Source organism: Paenibacillus sp. B1-35 (assembly GCF_050474385.1).
Lineage (GTDB): Bacteria > Bacillota > Bacilli > Paenibacillales > Paenibacillaceae > Paenibacillus_B > Paenibacillus_B alvei.
On the sequence record NZ_JBCHVJ010000001.1, the window covers coordinates 419417 to 433958 of the forward strand.

The following is a 14542-nucleotide window of genomic DNA, read 5'->3' on the forward strand; positions in this document are numbered from 1 at the left end:
ACATCAAAATTAAGGAGCTGAATCCGATGAAAAATATTCTGATTATTAACGGTCATCAGCAATACCGTTCTGCGGAGGGAAAGCTGAACAACACATTAGTGGAGAACATGATTCGAGTGCTGAGTCCGTACAACAACGTCAAGACAACAGTCATTCAAAACGGTTACCACGCAGAAGAAGAACAGCAGAAATTTTTGTGGGCCGATGTAGTGATTTATCAGACACCCATCTATTGGTTCAGTGTGCCGGGACTGCTTAAAACGTATATGGACGAGGTCTATGCATACGGAACATTCTTCACTGGCGCGGATCAATACGGAACTGGTGGGTTGCTGACAGATAAAACATATATGCTCTCCACAACCTGGAATGCTCCGGCATCTGCATTTGAGGATGAGACTCAATTTTTCGAAGGGAACAGCTTGGACGAGGCGCTGCAGCACCTGCACCGGATACACAAATTTTTAGGTATGAAGCCGTTAAAAAGCTTTTCTTGCTACGATGTAGTCAAAAATCCAAACATCAAACAATATATTGCCAATCTTGAACAGCACTTGAAGGAGGCACTTACAAATGAACCAGTTGCAAAATAAAAAGATCGTAATTATCGGTGGCAGCTCCGGGATCGGACTTGAATCTGCAAAACAAGCGATTGCGCATGGAGCCGAAGTAGTCATTGCGAGCCGCTCTATGAACAAGTTGCAGCTTGCCAAGGAACAGCTTGGGACGAAAGCAGAGACACATCAACTTGACCTGACGATTGAACATGAGGTAGAGGCTTTCTTCCAGCATGTCGATGCATTCGATCATCTTGTCGTGAGTGCGGCCGAGACTTCTGGCGGCTCCTTCCTGAAGTCGGATACCAAGCAAGCGAGACAATTGTTCGAGAATAAGTTTTGGGGACAATATCATGCTGTAAAGTATGGCGCGCCTAAGCTCTCAACGAACGGCTCGATCGTTTTATTTTCTGGAGTTGTAGCCTATAAGGCTATGATTGGTTCGTCTATTCTTGGCGCAGTCAATGCGGCCGTATCCAACTTAGGCAAGACGCTGGCATTGGAACTTGCTCCAATAAGGGTGAACGTCGTATCGCCAGGCATCATTGACACTCCTTCCCGCAGCAAGATGCCGGAAGAAGCGCGCCAGCAGTTGTATGAGACAATTGCAGAGAAGCTTCCTGTACAACGCATAGGCAGTACTGAGGATGTCGCTCAAAGCGTGCTCTATTTACTTACGAATTCGTTCGTGACCGGAACGGTCATTCATACGGATGGTGGGCATTCGCTAACGTAATTTTTTCGACTGTATGTCGTTTTCATGCACATGAAGTAAACAGAAAGATAGGCTAGAAAACATAATAACCCCCAGCTGTTATGCTGGGGGTTTAATTGTATGTATATCGCTGTAAATAATAGGTATTGATAAATGATTAGGTATATGATACTATAGTGTGTGCTCTTATTTCTTACAGATCTAATTAAAATAAATCATATCATAGACCTTTTTCTTTGTCAAATATGAGTAATCCACGCATATTCCGTAAACTTAACGGTTCGATACGTACGCATATTTTTAGGGGGGCGACAGATTGACTAACGAAGAACGCAATGAGCAAACTCATTCAGATGCAGATATTGATTTACTACCTCCAGGAGTCAAAATAGATGACTCTGTGCGGATGTATCTTAAAGGGATTGGCCGAGTTGGTCTTCTCAGCACGGAAGAAGAAGTAGATTTGGCAAAACGCATTGCTGAAGGCGATGAAGAAGCGAAGAAGATGCTGACAGAGGCTAACCTTCGCTTAGTCGTTAGTATTGCGAGACGCTACGCAGGACGAGGCATGTCACTCCTTGATCTTATTCAAGAAGGGAACATGGGTCTAATTAAAGCTGTTGATAAATTCGATTATACAAAAGGCTTTAAGTTCAGTACCTATGCAACGTGGTGGATTCGTCAAGCCATTACGCGCGCGATTGCCGATCAAGCGAGAACGATACGTATTCCTGTACACATGATCGAGACCATTAATAAGCTTGTTCGTGTTTCCAGACAATTGGTGCAGGAGCTTGGCCGTGAACCAGAGGTAGAGGAGATCGCCAAGGAAATGGAATTAAGTGTTGAAAAGGTTCGCGAGATTATGAAAATTTCGCAGGATCCAATCTCACTGGAAACACCGATCGGTGAAGAACACGATACGAAGCTGGGCGATTTTATCGAGGATCAGGATGCGCAGTCTCCTGTTGAATCGGCAGCATATGAGTCGCTAAAGACCCAATTAGGGGACGTGCTTGATACACTAACCGAGAGAGAAGAGAATGTCCTTCGACTTCGCTTCGGTCTTGATGATGGACGTACCCGTACATTGGAAGAGGTAGGTCAAGTGTTCGGTGTTACACGTGAAAGAATTCGCCAAATCGAAGCCAAGGCTCTTCGAAAATTAAGACATCCGAGCCGCAGCAAGCGCTTGAAGGACTACATCGAATAACATTATCATATGTAAACGATCAAAGCCGCGTTACTCTAATCCGTTAGAGCGCGGCTTTTTTTGTATTTCTTAATAAAATATTCAGATTTACAGCGGAAAATCATTCATTGTTAATTTCATCTTCATATTATCTTCATATCTTTTTGATATCGTATTCGTGAAAGAAAACTCCCTAATCAAAAAAATGAAATTAACAACTTAGTCGGGGATAAGGATATGCGGAGGAATCATGGGATACAGCCTAGATCAAGTTCAAAAACAACTGCTTGCCGGAGATGAAGGCATATATATTCAATTATACAATGACTATCGAGGAGTGCTGCTGCAGCATGCCTATCGCTTTGTTCGCAATCAACAAGATGCAGAAGATGTGGTTCAAGAAGCGTACATTCGCATCATACGGAATTTGCATCGGTACAACTTTTCCTGCAAAATCATTACTTGGATGCAGATGATTGTGCGTAATTTATGCATTGATCTTATTCGACAACGCAAACGCAAGCCGACGAGCCACTTTGTCGAGTACATTGCTTACGACAATCAGGACCATCCCACACTGGAATCTCTACAGGATCAACATAACGGACCTGAGCAGCAAGTACTGGAGCAAGAAAATCAGAAACAGGTCTTGAACATGATGAACGGCCTGCCGGAGGCGTATCGGGACGTATTTCAGCTCCGTTACCTATCAGAGTATTCGCTTGCGGAAATATCTAGCGTGCTATCACTTGAAATCAATACGGTGAAGTCAAGATTGTTCCGTGGAAAGAAATACTTGCGGAAGCAATATGATTGCACCATCTGTTCCTAACGAAAGAAATTTTAGCATGAAAGTATTTTTGTTGATCACGATTGATTGGACTAGCGTACAATAAGAGGTGACAGCTCGTACATCATTTCACGGTCAAAAATGATATAGTGAGATTGGTGAAGGGCTGCCACTAATCATTTGGAGGTTCTTATATGATACGCAAAGCAATTCCAGAAGATAGTAAAAGCATTATTCCACTAATGATGGAGGCGATAGGCACTATTGCCTATGAGCTGTCAGGTACAACGAACATAGAGGATACAATTGAGATTTTGGAGCAATATTACTTACAGTCCGGCAATCGCTTGAGCTGGGAAAATTGCATTGTCTGGGAACAGGATCAAGTTCCTGTTGGGTATGGACTAGCCTATCCAGGCTATAAGCTTATAGAATTGGATCGTCCGCTGGAAGCGCGCTTGAGCGCAATGCAAGGCAAGCCTGTACAGCTCGTTAAGGAAACAGAAGGGGAAGAGTATTATTTGGATTCCTTAGCTGTTCATGCTTCCCAGCGAGGTATGGGCGTTGGAACCAAATTAATGAAGGCGTTTGAGGAGGAAGCAGTGCAGCTTGGATTCCATACAACTTCATTGATTGTTAACGTCGATAACACCCGAGCAAAGCAACTGTATGAAACACAAGGTTACGCAGCAGACGGCATCATTATTTCCATTGCTGGTGAAGATTATGAGCATATGGTGAAAAAGGTTAAGTAACGACCCTCGTCAAAAAATTACATTAGCTTCAGCACCTTGCACAGCTTTACAAGCACATGAACGCCAAGAAATTGTTGTTGATTTCGTTCATGAATGCTGCGGATGGCTTTTTCCGTCACTCTTTTGGCATGTTCAACACGATGATGGTCAAGAGCCTGTACAATTTCTTTCATACTTTTGAGAAAATAAATCGTACTGCGCAAGGTGCGAAGCAGCAATATTTTACGAAGGTGAAGCGGGCTGAACATCCGATATCCATTCTCAGGGTTGCGGTCTGGCGTAATGAGCCCTTCCTTTTCCCAATGGCGGATCGCAGAGGCAGCGACACCCGTATATGCAGCAGCTTCACCAATCGTCATATGTTCCTTTATCGCTTTGCTGGTCACTGAGGGCAGCTCAATCTGTTCCAGTATTGTTAGTGTTTGATCGGCAGCTTCCTTCTCTTGGTGCAGCTTGGCCTGCTCGCGGTTTACGAGCCAAAATGCATCATTTATTTCCTCTTTCTGAATATGCCTCAGAACATCACAAGTCAATCCGACACCAAACCCCGGAAACATCGTGCGCAGACAGCGAAAATAAGCCAAATGAGCATCTGTGTACAGCCGATATCCATTGTCGTCGCGAGCTGGGGAGGGAACAACGCCCCATGATTCATAATGCCTCAGCGCACTCGTACTAATTTGAAGCATCCTGGCTATGTCAATAGGTTTGTAGTGCTTCATCGCACACCCTCCTCTTATCATTTCGATTCCACTGTATCAGAACGTCTCAGCATGAAGCAAATCTTATAGTAAAACCTTAAAGCACCATGCTAAGGTTTCGTATCCCTCATATTGATATATTCACATGAATTATGAACTGCTTTAGCACTTGCATGAATGTTGTAAAGTGGATGATGTAACACGCATTTCACCATCATTATCAATATGGAGGGTGCTGTATGAAAGAAGTTATCCACATTCGAGGAGCTAGAGAGAACAACCTGAAAAATGTATCATTGGATGTTCCTAAGCATCAACTGATTGTTGTTACAGGTCCATCCGGGTCAGGAAAATCAACACTTGCCATGGATATCCTTCAGCGTGAATGCCAACGGCAGTATATAGAGTCCAGCGGAATATCGTCCGAGTCCATTTCCAAGCCCAATGTAGACTCTATTAACGGTTTATCGCCATCTATTTCCATACAGCAGCATGTAACGAACCGCAATCCTCGTTCAACAGTAGGTACGGTTACCGATATGTATACGTATTTGCGCATCATATACGAGAAGAAAGGTATCAGACGCTGTATGGCGTGCGGCGAGGAATTCCCCGCAGGCAATAATTCAGGAGAACAGGGAGTTACGATCTATTGCCCCGTTTGTTCACATCCCCATGCCCCTTTGACGAAGGCGAATTTTTCCTTCAATACGCCCTATGGGGCCTGTTCTTCATGCAGTGGATTGGGCTCGGTTGTCGATATCCAAGTGGATGCTGTATTTAATACGGCTAAAACGATCCGAGAAGGTGCTGTGAACATCTGGCATGATTCACTAGCTGAATACCAGGCCGGTATTATTGAAGCAGCAGGAAGGCATTACGGGTTGGATATGACCAAGCCTCTGGATACATTCAGTCCTGTTCAATGGGAACTGTTAAAACATGGAGTGGAGAGTGAAGCATTCGCTCGTCAATTTCCACAGATCGAGGCGCCTAAGCATGTAACAAAAGGCAGGTTCAAGGGCGTGCTCACCTCCATGTGGCAAAAATATAAAGAGAAGGAAGGGCAGTCAAGTGAAGCTGCCTATTTTCAGGCACAGACCTGTCCAGATTGCAATGGTGATCGGCTTAAGCTGGAGAGCCGACTGGTTACGATTGAAGGACGCACCTTACCCAGCTTGGCCCGGTGCACGCTTGATGAACTGTATAAGTGGCTGAAATCCGTACATGCAAAATCACAGCTAGAAGCGGATGTAATTCTTGATGCTGCGCTCCATGAGCTCATTGTGAAGGTAGAACGAGTCATCCTCGTAGGACTCGGATACTTGTCGCTGGATAGACAGACCGTATCTCTGTCTGGCGGAGAAACTCAGCGTCTGCGGCTTGCCTCAATACTCGGTTCAGGACTTACCGGCGTATTGTATATCCTTGACGAGCCTACTACGGGTCTTCATCCAAAGGATACCGACGGATTAATTCAAGTAATGAAGGAGCTCCGGGACATAGGAAATACAGTGCTTATGATTGAGCACGATACAAGGGTCATGCAGGAAGCGGATCATATCATTGATATCGGACCAGGGGCAGGCCGATTCGGCGGGGAAATCGTAGGGCAAGGGACTCTCCGGGAGATTATGGAACAGCCATCCTCTGTAACTGGAAAATATTTAAGAGAACAATCGACGTTAAAATCCAAAGGTCGAGCTGGCATTGGTGATGTGATTACGGTTCATGACGCCGAACTTCATAATTTGAAGCAGGTAACCGCATCATTCCCGCTCGGAATGTTGATTGCAGTGTCTGGAGCTTCCGGCTCCGGCAAGTCAACCTTAGTCTTTGACCTATTGGCGAATGCCGGTGGGGAACACTCTCACATTACAGGCTGCCGTGCAATTACTGGCTTGAATAAAATCAATCATATTGTAACGGTTGATCAGTCGCCCATCTCTCGAATGCAGCGGTCAAATGTCGCGACCTACACGGATTTGTATACGCTGCTGCGCAAGGTATTTGCTTCACTTCCTGAGGCCAAAAGGCTAGGGTTAAGTGACAAGCATTTTTCCTTCAATTCGCCAGGTGGGCGATGCGAGCGCTGTGAGGGATTGGGTGAAGTTGAAGTTGATATGCATTTCCTCCCGCATTTGCGCGTGGAATGTCCGGTATGCAATGGTAAGAGATTTCATAATGAGGTCCTGTCTGTAACATTCAAAAACTACACCATATCCGATATCCTAGAGCTAAGTATCGAGGAAAGCCTGTCACTGTTCACCGAACAAAAGAAGATATCTCAACTGCTAAAGCTGCTGTGCGAAGTAGGGATTGGATATCTTCAGTGGGGGCAGTCTGTCACAACGCTTTCCGGCGGTGAAGGACAGCGTTTAAGGCTAGCTCGCGAGTTAAGCACGCCAACAAGCGGCCATTCGTTATATTTATTGGACGAACCATCAACCGGCTTGCACCCAATTGATGTACAGAAGCTGTATATCCTGTTGGATAAGCTTGTTGAGGCGGGAAATACAGTTATTATGGTCGAACACAATACGGATCTTATTGCGGCAGCGGATTGGGTGATTGACATGGGGCCAGGTGGGGGAGATTCTGGAGGTCAGATCGTAGCGGCCGGTACACCAGAACAAATCGCTCGCTCTAAAGCGTCTTGTACAGGGGTCTTTTTATCGAAATAACTGTGCTTGAGTCATGTCTTATACGCATACATGCAATTGAATTGGACACGAAAAAGCCGGTCGGATCCATGATTCGATCTGACCGGCTTTTTTCAGAACCGTTGCAAAGTATGCTTTGCTATCACCTTGTATCGCAGCTTCTATACCTGCTCATGTCAGCAGGCTAAGCACAACCGACTTATTTCTTTACAGCCGTTTCTGCAAACTTGATCAAATCTTCTTTTGTGAGCGGGTTGCCCGGATTGGTTGTGATGCTATAAAGATGATCCTGATCTGACCAAATCAGCTTATTTCGAACCAGGCCAGGGATCTTCTTGCCTTGTTCGGCATCAACTTCAGTTGATTTCATGTACCGGTATCCGCTGCTGGCCGTATTTCTACCAAGTTTGTGCACGACTTGCATTTCTAAATTGTCTTTTCCATTTGCAAATGTAAGATTGATTTCGCCCATTTCGTTCCATTCGAATTTTTTGTAATATACGCTTTTTCCTTGAGCTTCCGCTTCCGCTTTCACTTCTTGTTGAAACTCTTTAAGATTCTTTGCAATCGGGGGTTGGATGTTTCCGTTCTCAAATTTATAACCTTCAGGCAAACCTTCAGGCTTTTGAAGCACAGGACCCTGTAGTTTGGCTGCCTGTTTTAAATAATCATCATAATTTGTGAATTTGAACATGTCCAGGTAATACAAGAATGCAGATCCGCCATTGAGACTTGGATCGCTTACGTACAAGAGGTACGTATCTCCTGTATTCTCACCATTATTTCCCCTTACTTTTTGGGAGAGTTCTGCTTTTGCCGCTTCAACAGCTTCCTTACCAACCGCCGGCGTTTTCGTTTCCATTTCCTGTGCGGAGTTATAGGTTGTTTGGATTGCAAATGCCTCTGTCATATTTGCGGTGCCAAACAGCATCGCGATACCCGTTGCTACAACGGCTGCCTTCTTTGCGTATTTCATGTGAATATGACTCCTCTCATTTCTGCATGTTTTTGATGTGAAGACTGGATTCTATCTTTTGGGATCCCTTTGTATCCAGCTTCAATGATATAAACACAGCCCAGGAAAATTTGGTTCACTCTTTTTGAACTATTTTTAAGAAAAAATATCAATTAGTTATATAATTTGCAAAAGTAAAGCTGCTAAGGAAGTCCACACGTACTATAAGGCCGCTCACGTCCACTAAGCGGTCTTCGTCATTTTTTCCAAAACTCTTGTGTGGCATGTTAAAATAGAAATAAACATATAAACGTAATAGAGATTATCGTCTACGCAACCGCTTCATGTGAGGAATACGATAAGTGAAAACCAATTGCAGAAAAGAGAGCTTTATTGTTTATTACTTGAAACGATTAGCTCTTTTGCCTCGTACTAATAAGTGATAGTAAGTATCAGTGCAATTCATGGGATACCGTTGACTGCTTGAAGGGATCAGGCAACATAAGATCGTCTATTCCGGAGAAGGGGTTACATCTTGCTTGCTGCTTCTGTAATGATTGCCAACATTACAAAGTGTAATCACTCATAGCCTGAGATCGGGTACAATGAGTACGTAGAATCAACGTATAGAAGAATTTTTTCCGGATAGGAGTAGGTTATGTTTCAAAATATCATTGATTTTCTAATGAACTACGGAGTGTGGGGGCTTGTCATTCACTCATTCGCAGATGCAGTTATTTTTCCGATACCAGCCTTCTTCTTGCAAGTGCCGTTAAGCTTGCTCGATCCGTCCAATGCATTATGGCTTGCGACTGCAGGGTATGTTGCTTGTCTATTAGGGACGCCTGTAGGTTACTTGATTGGTAAGGTATTAGGCCACTCCGTGCTCGAAAAGATCCTTAAAAAATCATGGATTGACGGCGCAAACCAAATGTTCAAAAAAAATGGGGAAGCCGCCATTCTAATTGGATCGTTTACACCTATCCCGTTCAAAGTATTCACGATTTTGTCCGGCTGCATGAACTTTCCGCTTTGGCGCTTAATCGGGTATGCGGCTCTTGGGAGAGCAGTAAAGTTTTATGCGGTGGGTCTGTTATTTTATCTATACGGAAGATCCGCTGAGGGAATGGTTCAGCACGTCTCGCTGTACATCTTCCTGATTGCTGTTCCCATTTTGGCTATCTACTTGATTATTCGCAAGCGGAGAAGAAACAAAGCTGCAGCGAAAGCAGAACATACGGAATCCAACACAACCTCAATCAGCGAATAAGAATCGTTAAGAAGGTCGACCTTTGGGGTCGGCCTTTTGTTTTCGTTCAATAACTTAAAGCAGAGCCGGCCTGAGTGATCTCAAATAAGGGGTATGCAATCAAATAGCATCAATCCAAATCAGGAGAAATCTTTTTCCGGTGTCCCTCCTGTTTGACCTCGTCGAACAGGTTTTCTATCTCTTTAGACTGTTTGGGAATTGGCTTATCCCAAGACTTTAGCAGTTTTTCCAATTCACCGATCGTTACCGGCTTTGCATGGCGCATCAATTCAAACCCGATATGTCCGCTCATCTCGATCGTAGCTGTTTTTACTTCAGTTAGGGAAGTAATCCCCTTCGTTCTTAATTTCGCCTCTAGCTGATCCACAGTTAAGCGCAGCTTTTTTAAATTCGCCTCTAAAATGGCTCCATTTTCGATTACAACTGTAGATCGCCCCATAACCAATTTTTCGACCCAATCAAACTTAATCGCAAGACGCTGCAAGGTAACCAGAAGTCCTACATAAATACATAGGGTAATCAATGTTTTAAAAAGCCCATAAGCGGATACGGCATGACCAATCATAGAAGCCATTGCGAGCAAAGTGATGATTTCCACACCCGTCATTTCGCCAACTGTTTTCTTGCCTAGAATTCGAAGCAGGGCATATCCAACGCTTAATACGATCAATGCTTCCCAAGTGAATTTCCAATCCATAAGTAGGCACCCCCGGCTCCTTTTCATATCTGAATTGGAGCGTAATTCATGGATTTACTGAACCTGATAGGGGTAGTATGCTTACTTGTTCAGAATTTACTCGAATGTAGCTTATAACAGCTTAATTTCCTTCAGACTGAAGAAACTGTTGAACGCAGCGCTTACATACGCAGGCTTTTCTGCGTAATTCTGACGGAATTTTCTCCAGTAGTGCTTTAGGTACGGATATATTCATGCACCAGCATTCCTGGGGCGGTCTGCCTGCCTGGTATGCGCATTGATTATCATTGCCGCAAAGGGGACATATTTTAGGATTTATTTCTGTAGTCATCCTCATACACCTGCTTTTTGTGAGTATAGTTGCAGATCACGCTCGCTCTGAAATAATCATAGCCCATGAAAGGATATTTACAAATACGAATTATCACATCGGGCCGCATCGTTTTATTTTTCCGGAGTCGTTCTACAACCGAAATATAATCGGCGAATGACGTTTTAGATGATAGCGAAAACTGTTTTCCACTTTCAAGCGTCTAATAGAAATGAAGAGTTTGCAAAGCTCCTTGAGTTATACAGCAGAGCAGTATCATCTCAAAGCTGTCGAACAGTTGTCGACGGCTTCTTTGTTTACCGAACGTCAGCACGCGAATGGTATCGCTTCATTTTCTTCACTGCCATAACGAAATGCCTGCTCCTATACATAGCAAACACTTTAGAAAAGAGGGATAAGTTGATCAAGCGAATCAAACTACGGACATTTTTGATTGGAGGTATATTTTCATTCTTTTTTCTTGTCATTATATTGAGGCTGTTCTGGTATCAGGTTATCAATCAGCCGTTTTGGATGGAACAGGCGAGAGACACGTGGGCTTTGAAAAAGGAACTGATTCCTGTTCGAGGTACTATTTATGATAAAAATGGGGATGTGCTTGCCATGGATGCCCCCGCATACACCGTTGCGGTGAGCCCAAGGATGATTCAAGAGCTGCGAAAAAATAAGGAGCTAAATGAGCAGCAAATCGATATGGAACGAATTATCGTGGACAAGCTTCACAGGGTGTTGAAAAAGCCCGAACAGGAACTATATGAGCTTACACGCAAAACGAGACGAAAAAATGATAAGGAAGAGTATTTATCCACAGGTTGAAGTTCGCAGCGAGGGTTGGAAGGTCGATGATGAAAAGGCAAAGCAGCTTCGTGAATTTATTCAGGATCTGAAGAAAGAAACAGAGTTGAACGATATAGGGCTTTACTTGCTTCCAGAGGTGAAACGGTTCTATGTGAAGGAATCGCTGGCATCGCATATTCTTGGGTATACGGATAAACAGAATAACCCGGTAGGTGGCATTGAACAAATGTATGACGAACAGCTTCGCGGCTCTGTCGGATTTCTGCAATATGAGAAAGACCGGCTGGGCAACAAGCTTCCGAGAGCAACGGAGGTCTTTACGCCATCTCGAGACGGAAGCAGCATCTACTTGACGATCGATCGTACGATTCAACTATACATAATAAATGCGATGCAAAAGGTGTACGACAAATATACACCTACAAGCATGACGGTTATTGCTGCCGATCCGAAAACAGGCGATATTTTAGGATTAGCAAATATGCCGGATTTTGATCCTAATACATATTGGAAGGCAAAAGATCTCTCCGCTTTTTATAATCATGCTGTCCAGTCACGATATGAGCCAGGTTCGACGTTCAAAATTGTGACACTCGCAGCTGCCGTTCAAGAAGGGCACTTTGACCCGGATGCCAAATTCGTATCAGGTTCCATTATAGCTGGAGGAGTCAGAATTCCTGACATTAATCAAACATGGGGAACGATCAGTTATTTAGAGGGGTTAAAGCGATCCAGTAATGTCGCGTTTGTCAAATTGGGTTATGAGATGCTGAAGGAAGAGAAGTTAAAGAGCTATATTGAAAAATTCGGATTTGGCAAAAAGACAGGCATTGAAATGCTTGGAGAAAACAGCGGTCTCATTCGTTTTCAGTATCCGGCTGACGTTGCTGCTGCATCATACGGTCATGGACAGGTGTTGGTTACACCAATACAGCAGGTAATGGCGGTATCAGCCGTGGCTAACGGGGGAAAGTTGATGAAGCCGCATCTCATTCGCAAGATGGTCGATCCGGTTGCCGGCGAAACCACGGAGCGACAGCCAGAAATCGTGCGCGAGGTCATCGATCAAAGCACCGCTAAGAAGGTGAGTGAATATTTAGAGCAAGTCGTAGCCGATCAAGAAATTGGTACGGGGAGACATGCCTATATTGATGGATATCGTGTAGCAGGGAAAACAGGAACTGCAATTAAGGTCATAGATGGAAAATATGATAATGACCGGGCTGTGGTGTCCTTTATCGGCTTTGCCCCTGTAGAGGATCCGCGCATCGTACTGCTTGTTGTTGTGGATGATCCGAAGGATTTTTATAAAGGCGGGGGCTTCGTCGCTCCTTACATGTTCAAGGAGATTGTATCGCAATCTTTGCGATATATGGGCGTCCCTTTGTCTTGGCAGCCGAACAGCGCAGGCGGCGACAAGCTGGGCTCTCGTCCGTCCGTGCAGGCACCGGATATGCAAAACGTGAAAGTACGCGATGCAAAGCAGCGGCTTGCGGAGCAAGGAAGGGTATTTGACACAATAGGAGCAGGGGATATGGTGAAGCGGCAATATCCGAGACCGGGTGAACCGATGGCTATTAGACAGCGCATTTATTTGCTGACAGATGAACCTGATAAACTGCCGCTGCCAGATTTCAAAGACAAATCGCTGCGTGACGTAATGGAAATTACATCATTGCTCGGTTGGGAAGTTCGAGTAGAAGGGGAAGGATACGTGACCGAACAGAAAGAAAGCAAAGAGAACGGTATGCGCATCGTCCATGTAAAATTGGAACCAAGGCATTCCGGCTGACACCTCAAAAACATACTCGCATAAATACTACCCGCTCTATGCATTTGAGGTTCACAAGAGAGATTTAGTCAATAACTTGTCAAATGGTTGATTTAGATGGTTAATAATTGAAGTAACAAGCTGGCTGTCGATTGTATACGACAGCTTTTTTATGTGGATTTTTATATAGAGGATTTGCATGATTTACATTATTATTGTGACATCTTTATAATGACATCAAAAGAGGAGGGGAGCGAATGGCTGCACCACTATCGAAGTCACAACGATCCGCACTGCATTATATCGCTACCTATGCGAGAGGCCGCAAAATGAACGCACAGCATACAATAGCGGAAATCTTGCAACGTTCCGCCATTTCGCAATACAAATATGATCAAGCCGTACAGATGATAAAGTCATATGCTAGAGTGGCCCTTCACTTCCACCCAGATAGACCTGACCCGAACATGAAAAGTGTCGCTGAGGCGCTTTTGGCACAAGGATTATACAAAAGTCAATTTGAAACGCGCCTGTCCAATGGAAGCGTTTCGGCTTTTCCCGGCGGTGAACGCGATCTTTGGGAGCAAAAGTTATTTGGCGGCGCCTATCAACGAGAAGGAGTGACCAATAGCGAGCGTCCCAAATATGGGGCGCTTAACCTGATGCTGCATCCTGATGGCCCCGCTCCACGTTTTGGGTCGTGTTACTTCCTTTTGTCACCCAAGGTTTCTGAACGTTGCACCTTCACGTACATGGATTCGCATCAAGGCCCGCCAGAAAAGGGGAATTATGACGAGTTAGATGATATATTGGCGGCACTCCTGACAGATGCGCATAGGAATGAATATGCACTTGGAGAAAAAAATCTCAGTTCTCTCAAGCTAATTGATCATTTGCGCTTCAATCTTGCAAAATCTTTTCCAGATCCTTCATACAGAGAGCCGAAACGCAATCTAGATTACTATATTGAAGCGCAAATTCATGGCGACATATCGCTTATGGATGACGTTGACATGCTAGTAGCTGATCCTTCTTTCCTCCATACCTCCATCGGCAGAACACTCGAGGATTTATGCCTGAAGTATGCAATTGATCTATACTGGCATAGGGGATTCTCTCTGTTGGCACATGAGGTTCCTACCGATTTTAGAGGTCCAGCGATGCCGTCTTTAGCGATGCGAATTGCTCGTAACAGCAGGGTGGATGCCAGCGTGATAGGGGAGGCTGCCATGGACTTGAGGCGCGAGCCCTCGCGCTGGATTGATCGTGGAAGCTACAAGGAAGTACTTCAGGAGTTTAAATTGCTATGGCATGTACTCGTGAAGTATGGGAAGCCGTTGTCGTAAT

The 14542-nt window shown here is 44.5% G+C and carries 14 protein-coding genes; 10 read left to right on the top strand and 4 right to left on the bottom strand.

Going from position 1 to position 14542, the window contains the following annotated elements; all coding sequences use genetic code 11:
- Positions 1–26: 26 nt before the first annotated feature.
- The 5 genes from ACQ5BJ_RS01960 to ACQ5BJ_RS01980 all read left to right on the top strand — a co-directional run bounded on the left by ACQ5BJ_RS01960 (position 27) and on the right by ACQ5BJ_RS01980 (position 4009).
- Entirely contained in the window at positions 27–593 is a 567-nt protein-coding gene (locus tag ACQ5BJ_RS01960) for an NAD(P)H-dependent oxidoreductase (protein WP_289355460.1), read from the top strand.
- Complete coding sequence (locus ACQ5BJ_RS01965; protein WP_430108130.1) at positions 574–1293, top strand: SDR family oxidoreductase; 720 nt, start codon at positions 574–576, stop codon at positions 1291–1293. The genes ACQ5BJ_RS01960 and ACQ5BJ_RS01965 overlap by 20 nt, the downstream gene beginning before the upstream one ends.
- Positions 1294–1588: 295 nt before the next feature.
- Positions 1589–2485: an RNA polymerase sigma factor RpoD gene (gene rpoD / locus ACQ5BJ_RS01970; protein ID WP_005549130.1), complete on the top strand. Its 897-nt coding sequence runs from the start codon at positions 1589–1591 to the stop codon at positions 2483–2485.
- Between the two features lie 229 nt (positions 2486–2714).
- Positions 2715–3296: an RNA polymerase sigma factor gene (locus ACQ5BJ_RS01975; RefSeq protein ID WP_005549129.1), complete on the top strand. Its 582-nt coding sequence runs from the start codon at positions 2715–2717 to the stop codon at positions 3294–3296.
- 152 nt (positions 3297–3448) lie between these two features.
- Positions 3449–4009, top strand: a complete 561-nt coding sequence (locus tag ACQ5BJ_RS01980) for a GNAT family N-acetyltransferase (RefSeq protein ID WP_430108134.1) — start codon at positions 3449–3451, stop codon at positions 4007–4009.
- 17 nt (positions 4010–4026) lie between these two features.
- On the opposite strand, the gene ACQ5BJ_RS01985 is transcribed toward ACQ5BJ_RS01980, so the two are convergent.
- Complete coding sequence (locus ACQ5BJ_RS01985; RefSeq protein ID WP_430113382.1) at positions 4027–4731, bottom strand: MerR family DNA-binding transcriptional regulator; 705 nt, start codon at positions 4729–4731, stop codon at positions 4027–4029.
- Positions 4732–4949: 218 nt separating this feature from the next.
- On the opposite strand from ACQ5BJ_RS01985, the gene uvrA reads away from it, so the two are divergent.
- The gene (gene uvrA, locus ACQ5BJ_RS01990) at positions 4950–7394 is read left to right on the top strand and encodes an excinuclease ABC subunit UvrA (RefSeq protein ID WP_268600367.1); all 2445 of its coding nucleotides are present in this window, start codon (positions 4950–4952) and stop codon (positions 7392–7394) included.
- Positions 7395–7572: 178 nt separating this feature from the next.
- Here the strand turns inward: uvrA and ACQ5BJ_RS01995 are convergent, their stop codons facing one another.
- Complete coding sequence (locus tag ACQ5BJ_RS01995; RefSeq protein WP_430108137.1) at positions 7573–8349, bottom strand: hypothetical protein; 777 nt, start codon at positions 8347–8349, stop codon at positions 7573–7575.
- A 637-nt stretch (positions 8350–8986) separates the two neighbouring features.
- Here ACQ5BJ_RS01995 and ACQ5BJ_RS02000 point away from each other — a divergent pair.
- The gene (locus ACQ5BJ_RS02000; protein WP_197267011.1) at positions 8987–9598 is read left to right on the top strand and encodes a YqaA family protein; all 612 of its coding nucleotides are present in this window, start codon (positions 8987–8989) and stop codon (positions 9596–9598) included.
- A 109-nt stretch (positions 9599–9707) separates the two neighbouring features.
- Here the strand turns inward: ACQ5BJ_RS02000 and ACQ5BJ_RS02005 are convergent, their stop codons facing one another.
- Positions 9708–10295 carry a DUF421 domain-containing protein gene (locus ACQ5BJ_RS02005; protein ID WP_005549116.1) on the bottom strand — a complete coding sequence of 196 codons (588 nt, stop codon included), beginning with the start codon at positions 10293–10295 and terminating at the stop codon, positions 9708–9710.
- A 121-nt stretch (positions 10296–10416) separates the two neighbouring features.
- Positions 10417–10632, bottom strand: a complete 216-nt coding sequence (locus tag ACQ5BJ_RS02010; protein ID WP_306416477.1) for a cysteine-rich CWC family protein — start codon at positions 10630–10632, stop codon at positions 10417–10419.
- 393 nt (positions 10633–11025) lie between these two features.
- On the opposite strand from ACQ5BJ_RS02010, the gene ACQ5BJ_RS02015 reads away from it, so the two are divergent.
- The 3 genes from ACQ5BJ_RS02015 to ACQ5BJ_RS02025 all read left to right on the top strand — a co-directional run bounded on the left by ACQ5BJ_RS02015 (position 11026) and on the right by ACQ5BJ_RS02025 (position 14541).
- Positions 11026–11442: a hypothetical protein gene (locus tag ACQ5BJ_RS02015; RefSeq protein WP_430108140.1), complete on the top strand. Its 417-nt coding sequence runs from the start codon at positions 11026–11028 to the stop codon at positions 11440–11442.
- Entirely contained in the window at positions 11411–13216 is a 1806-nt protein-coding gene (locus tag ACQ5BJ_RS02020) for a penicillin-binding transpeptidase domain-containing protein (RefSeq protein WP_430108143.1), read from the top strand. The genes ACQ5BJ_RS02015 and ACQ5BJ_RS02020 overlap by 32 nt, the downstream gene beginning before the upstream one ends.
- Positions 13217–13452: 236 nt before the next feature.
- Positions 13453–14541 carry a DUF3626 domain-containing protein gene (locus tag ACQ5BJ_RS02025; protein ID WP_005549110.1) on the top strand — a complete coding sequence of 363 codons (1089 nt, stop codon included), beginning with the start codon at positions 13453–13455 and terminating at the stop codon, positions 14539–14541.
- The last annotated feature ends 1 nt before the right edge of the window (position 14542 follow it).

Coding starts and splice junctions, on each gene's coding strand:
- ACQ5BJ_RS01965 (WP_430108130.1), top strand. CDS start 574: ATGAACCAGTTGCAAAATAAAAAGATCGTAATTATCGGTGGCAGCTCC.
- ACQ5BJ_RS02010 (WP_306416477.1), bottom strand. CDS start 10,632: ATGAGGATGACTACAGAAATAAATCCTAAAATATGTCCCCTTTGCGGC.
- ACQ5BJ_RS02005 (WP_005549116.1), bottom strand. CDS start 10,295: ATGGATTGGAAATTCACTTGGGAAGCATTGATCGTATTAAGCGTTGGA.
- ACQ5BJ_RS01980 (WP_430108134.1), top strand. CDS start 3,449: ATGATACGCAAAGCAATTCCAGAAGATAGTAAAAGCATTATTCCACTA.
- ACQ5BJ_RS01975 (WP_005549129.1), top strand. CDS start 2,715: ATGGGATACAGCCTAGATCAAGTTCAAAAACAACTGCTTGCCGGAGAT.
- ACQ5BJ_RS02025 (WP_005549110.1), top strand. CDS start 13,453: ATGGCTGCACCACTATCGAAGTCACAACGATCCGCACTGCATTATATC.
- uvrA (WP_268600367.1), top strand. CDS start 4,950: ATGAAAGAAGTTATCCACATTCGAGGAGCTAGAGAGAACAACCTGAAA.
- ACQ5BJ_RS02020 (WP_430108143.1), top strand. CDS start 11,411: ATGATAAGGAAGAGTATTTATCCACAGGTTGAAGTTCGCAGCGAGGGT.
- ACQ5BJ_RS01960 (WP_289355460.1), top strand. CDS start 27: ATGAAAAATATTCTGATTATTAACGGTCATCAGCAATACCGTTCTGCG.
- ACQ5BJ_RS01985 (WP_430113382.1), bottom strand. CDS start 4,731: ATGAAGCACTACAAACCTATTGACATAGCCAGGATGCTTCAAATTAGT.
- ACQ5BJ_RS01995 (WP_430108137.1), bottom strand. CDS start 8,349: ATGAAATACGCAAAGAAGGCAGCCGTTGTAGCAACGGGTATCGCGATG.
- ACQ5BJ_RS02000 (WP_197267011.1), top strand. CDS start 8,987: ATGTTTCAAAATATCATTGATTTTCTAATGAACTACGGAGTGTGGGGG.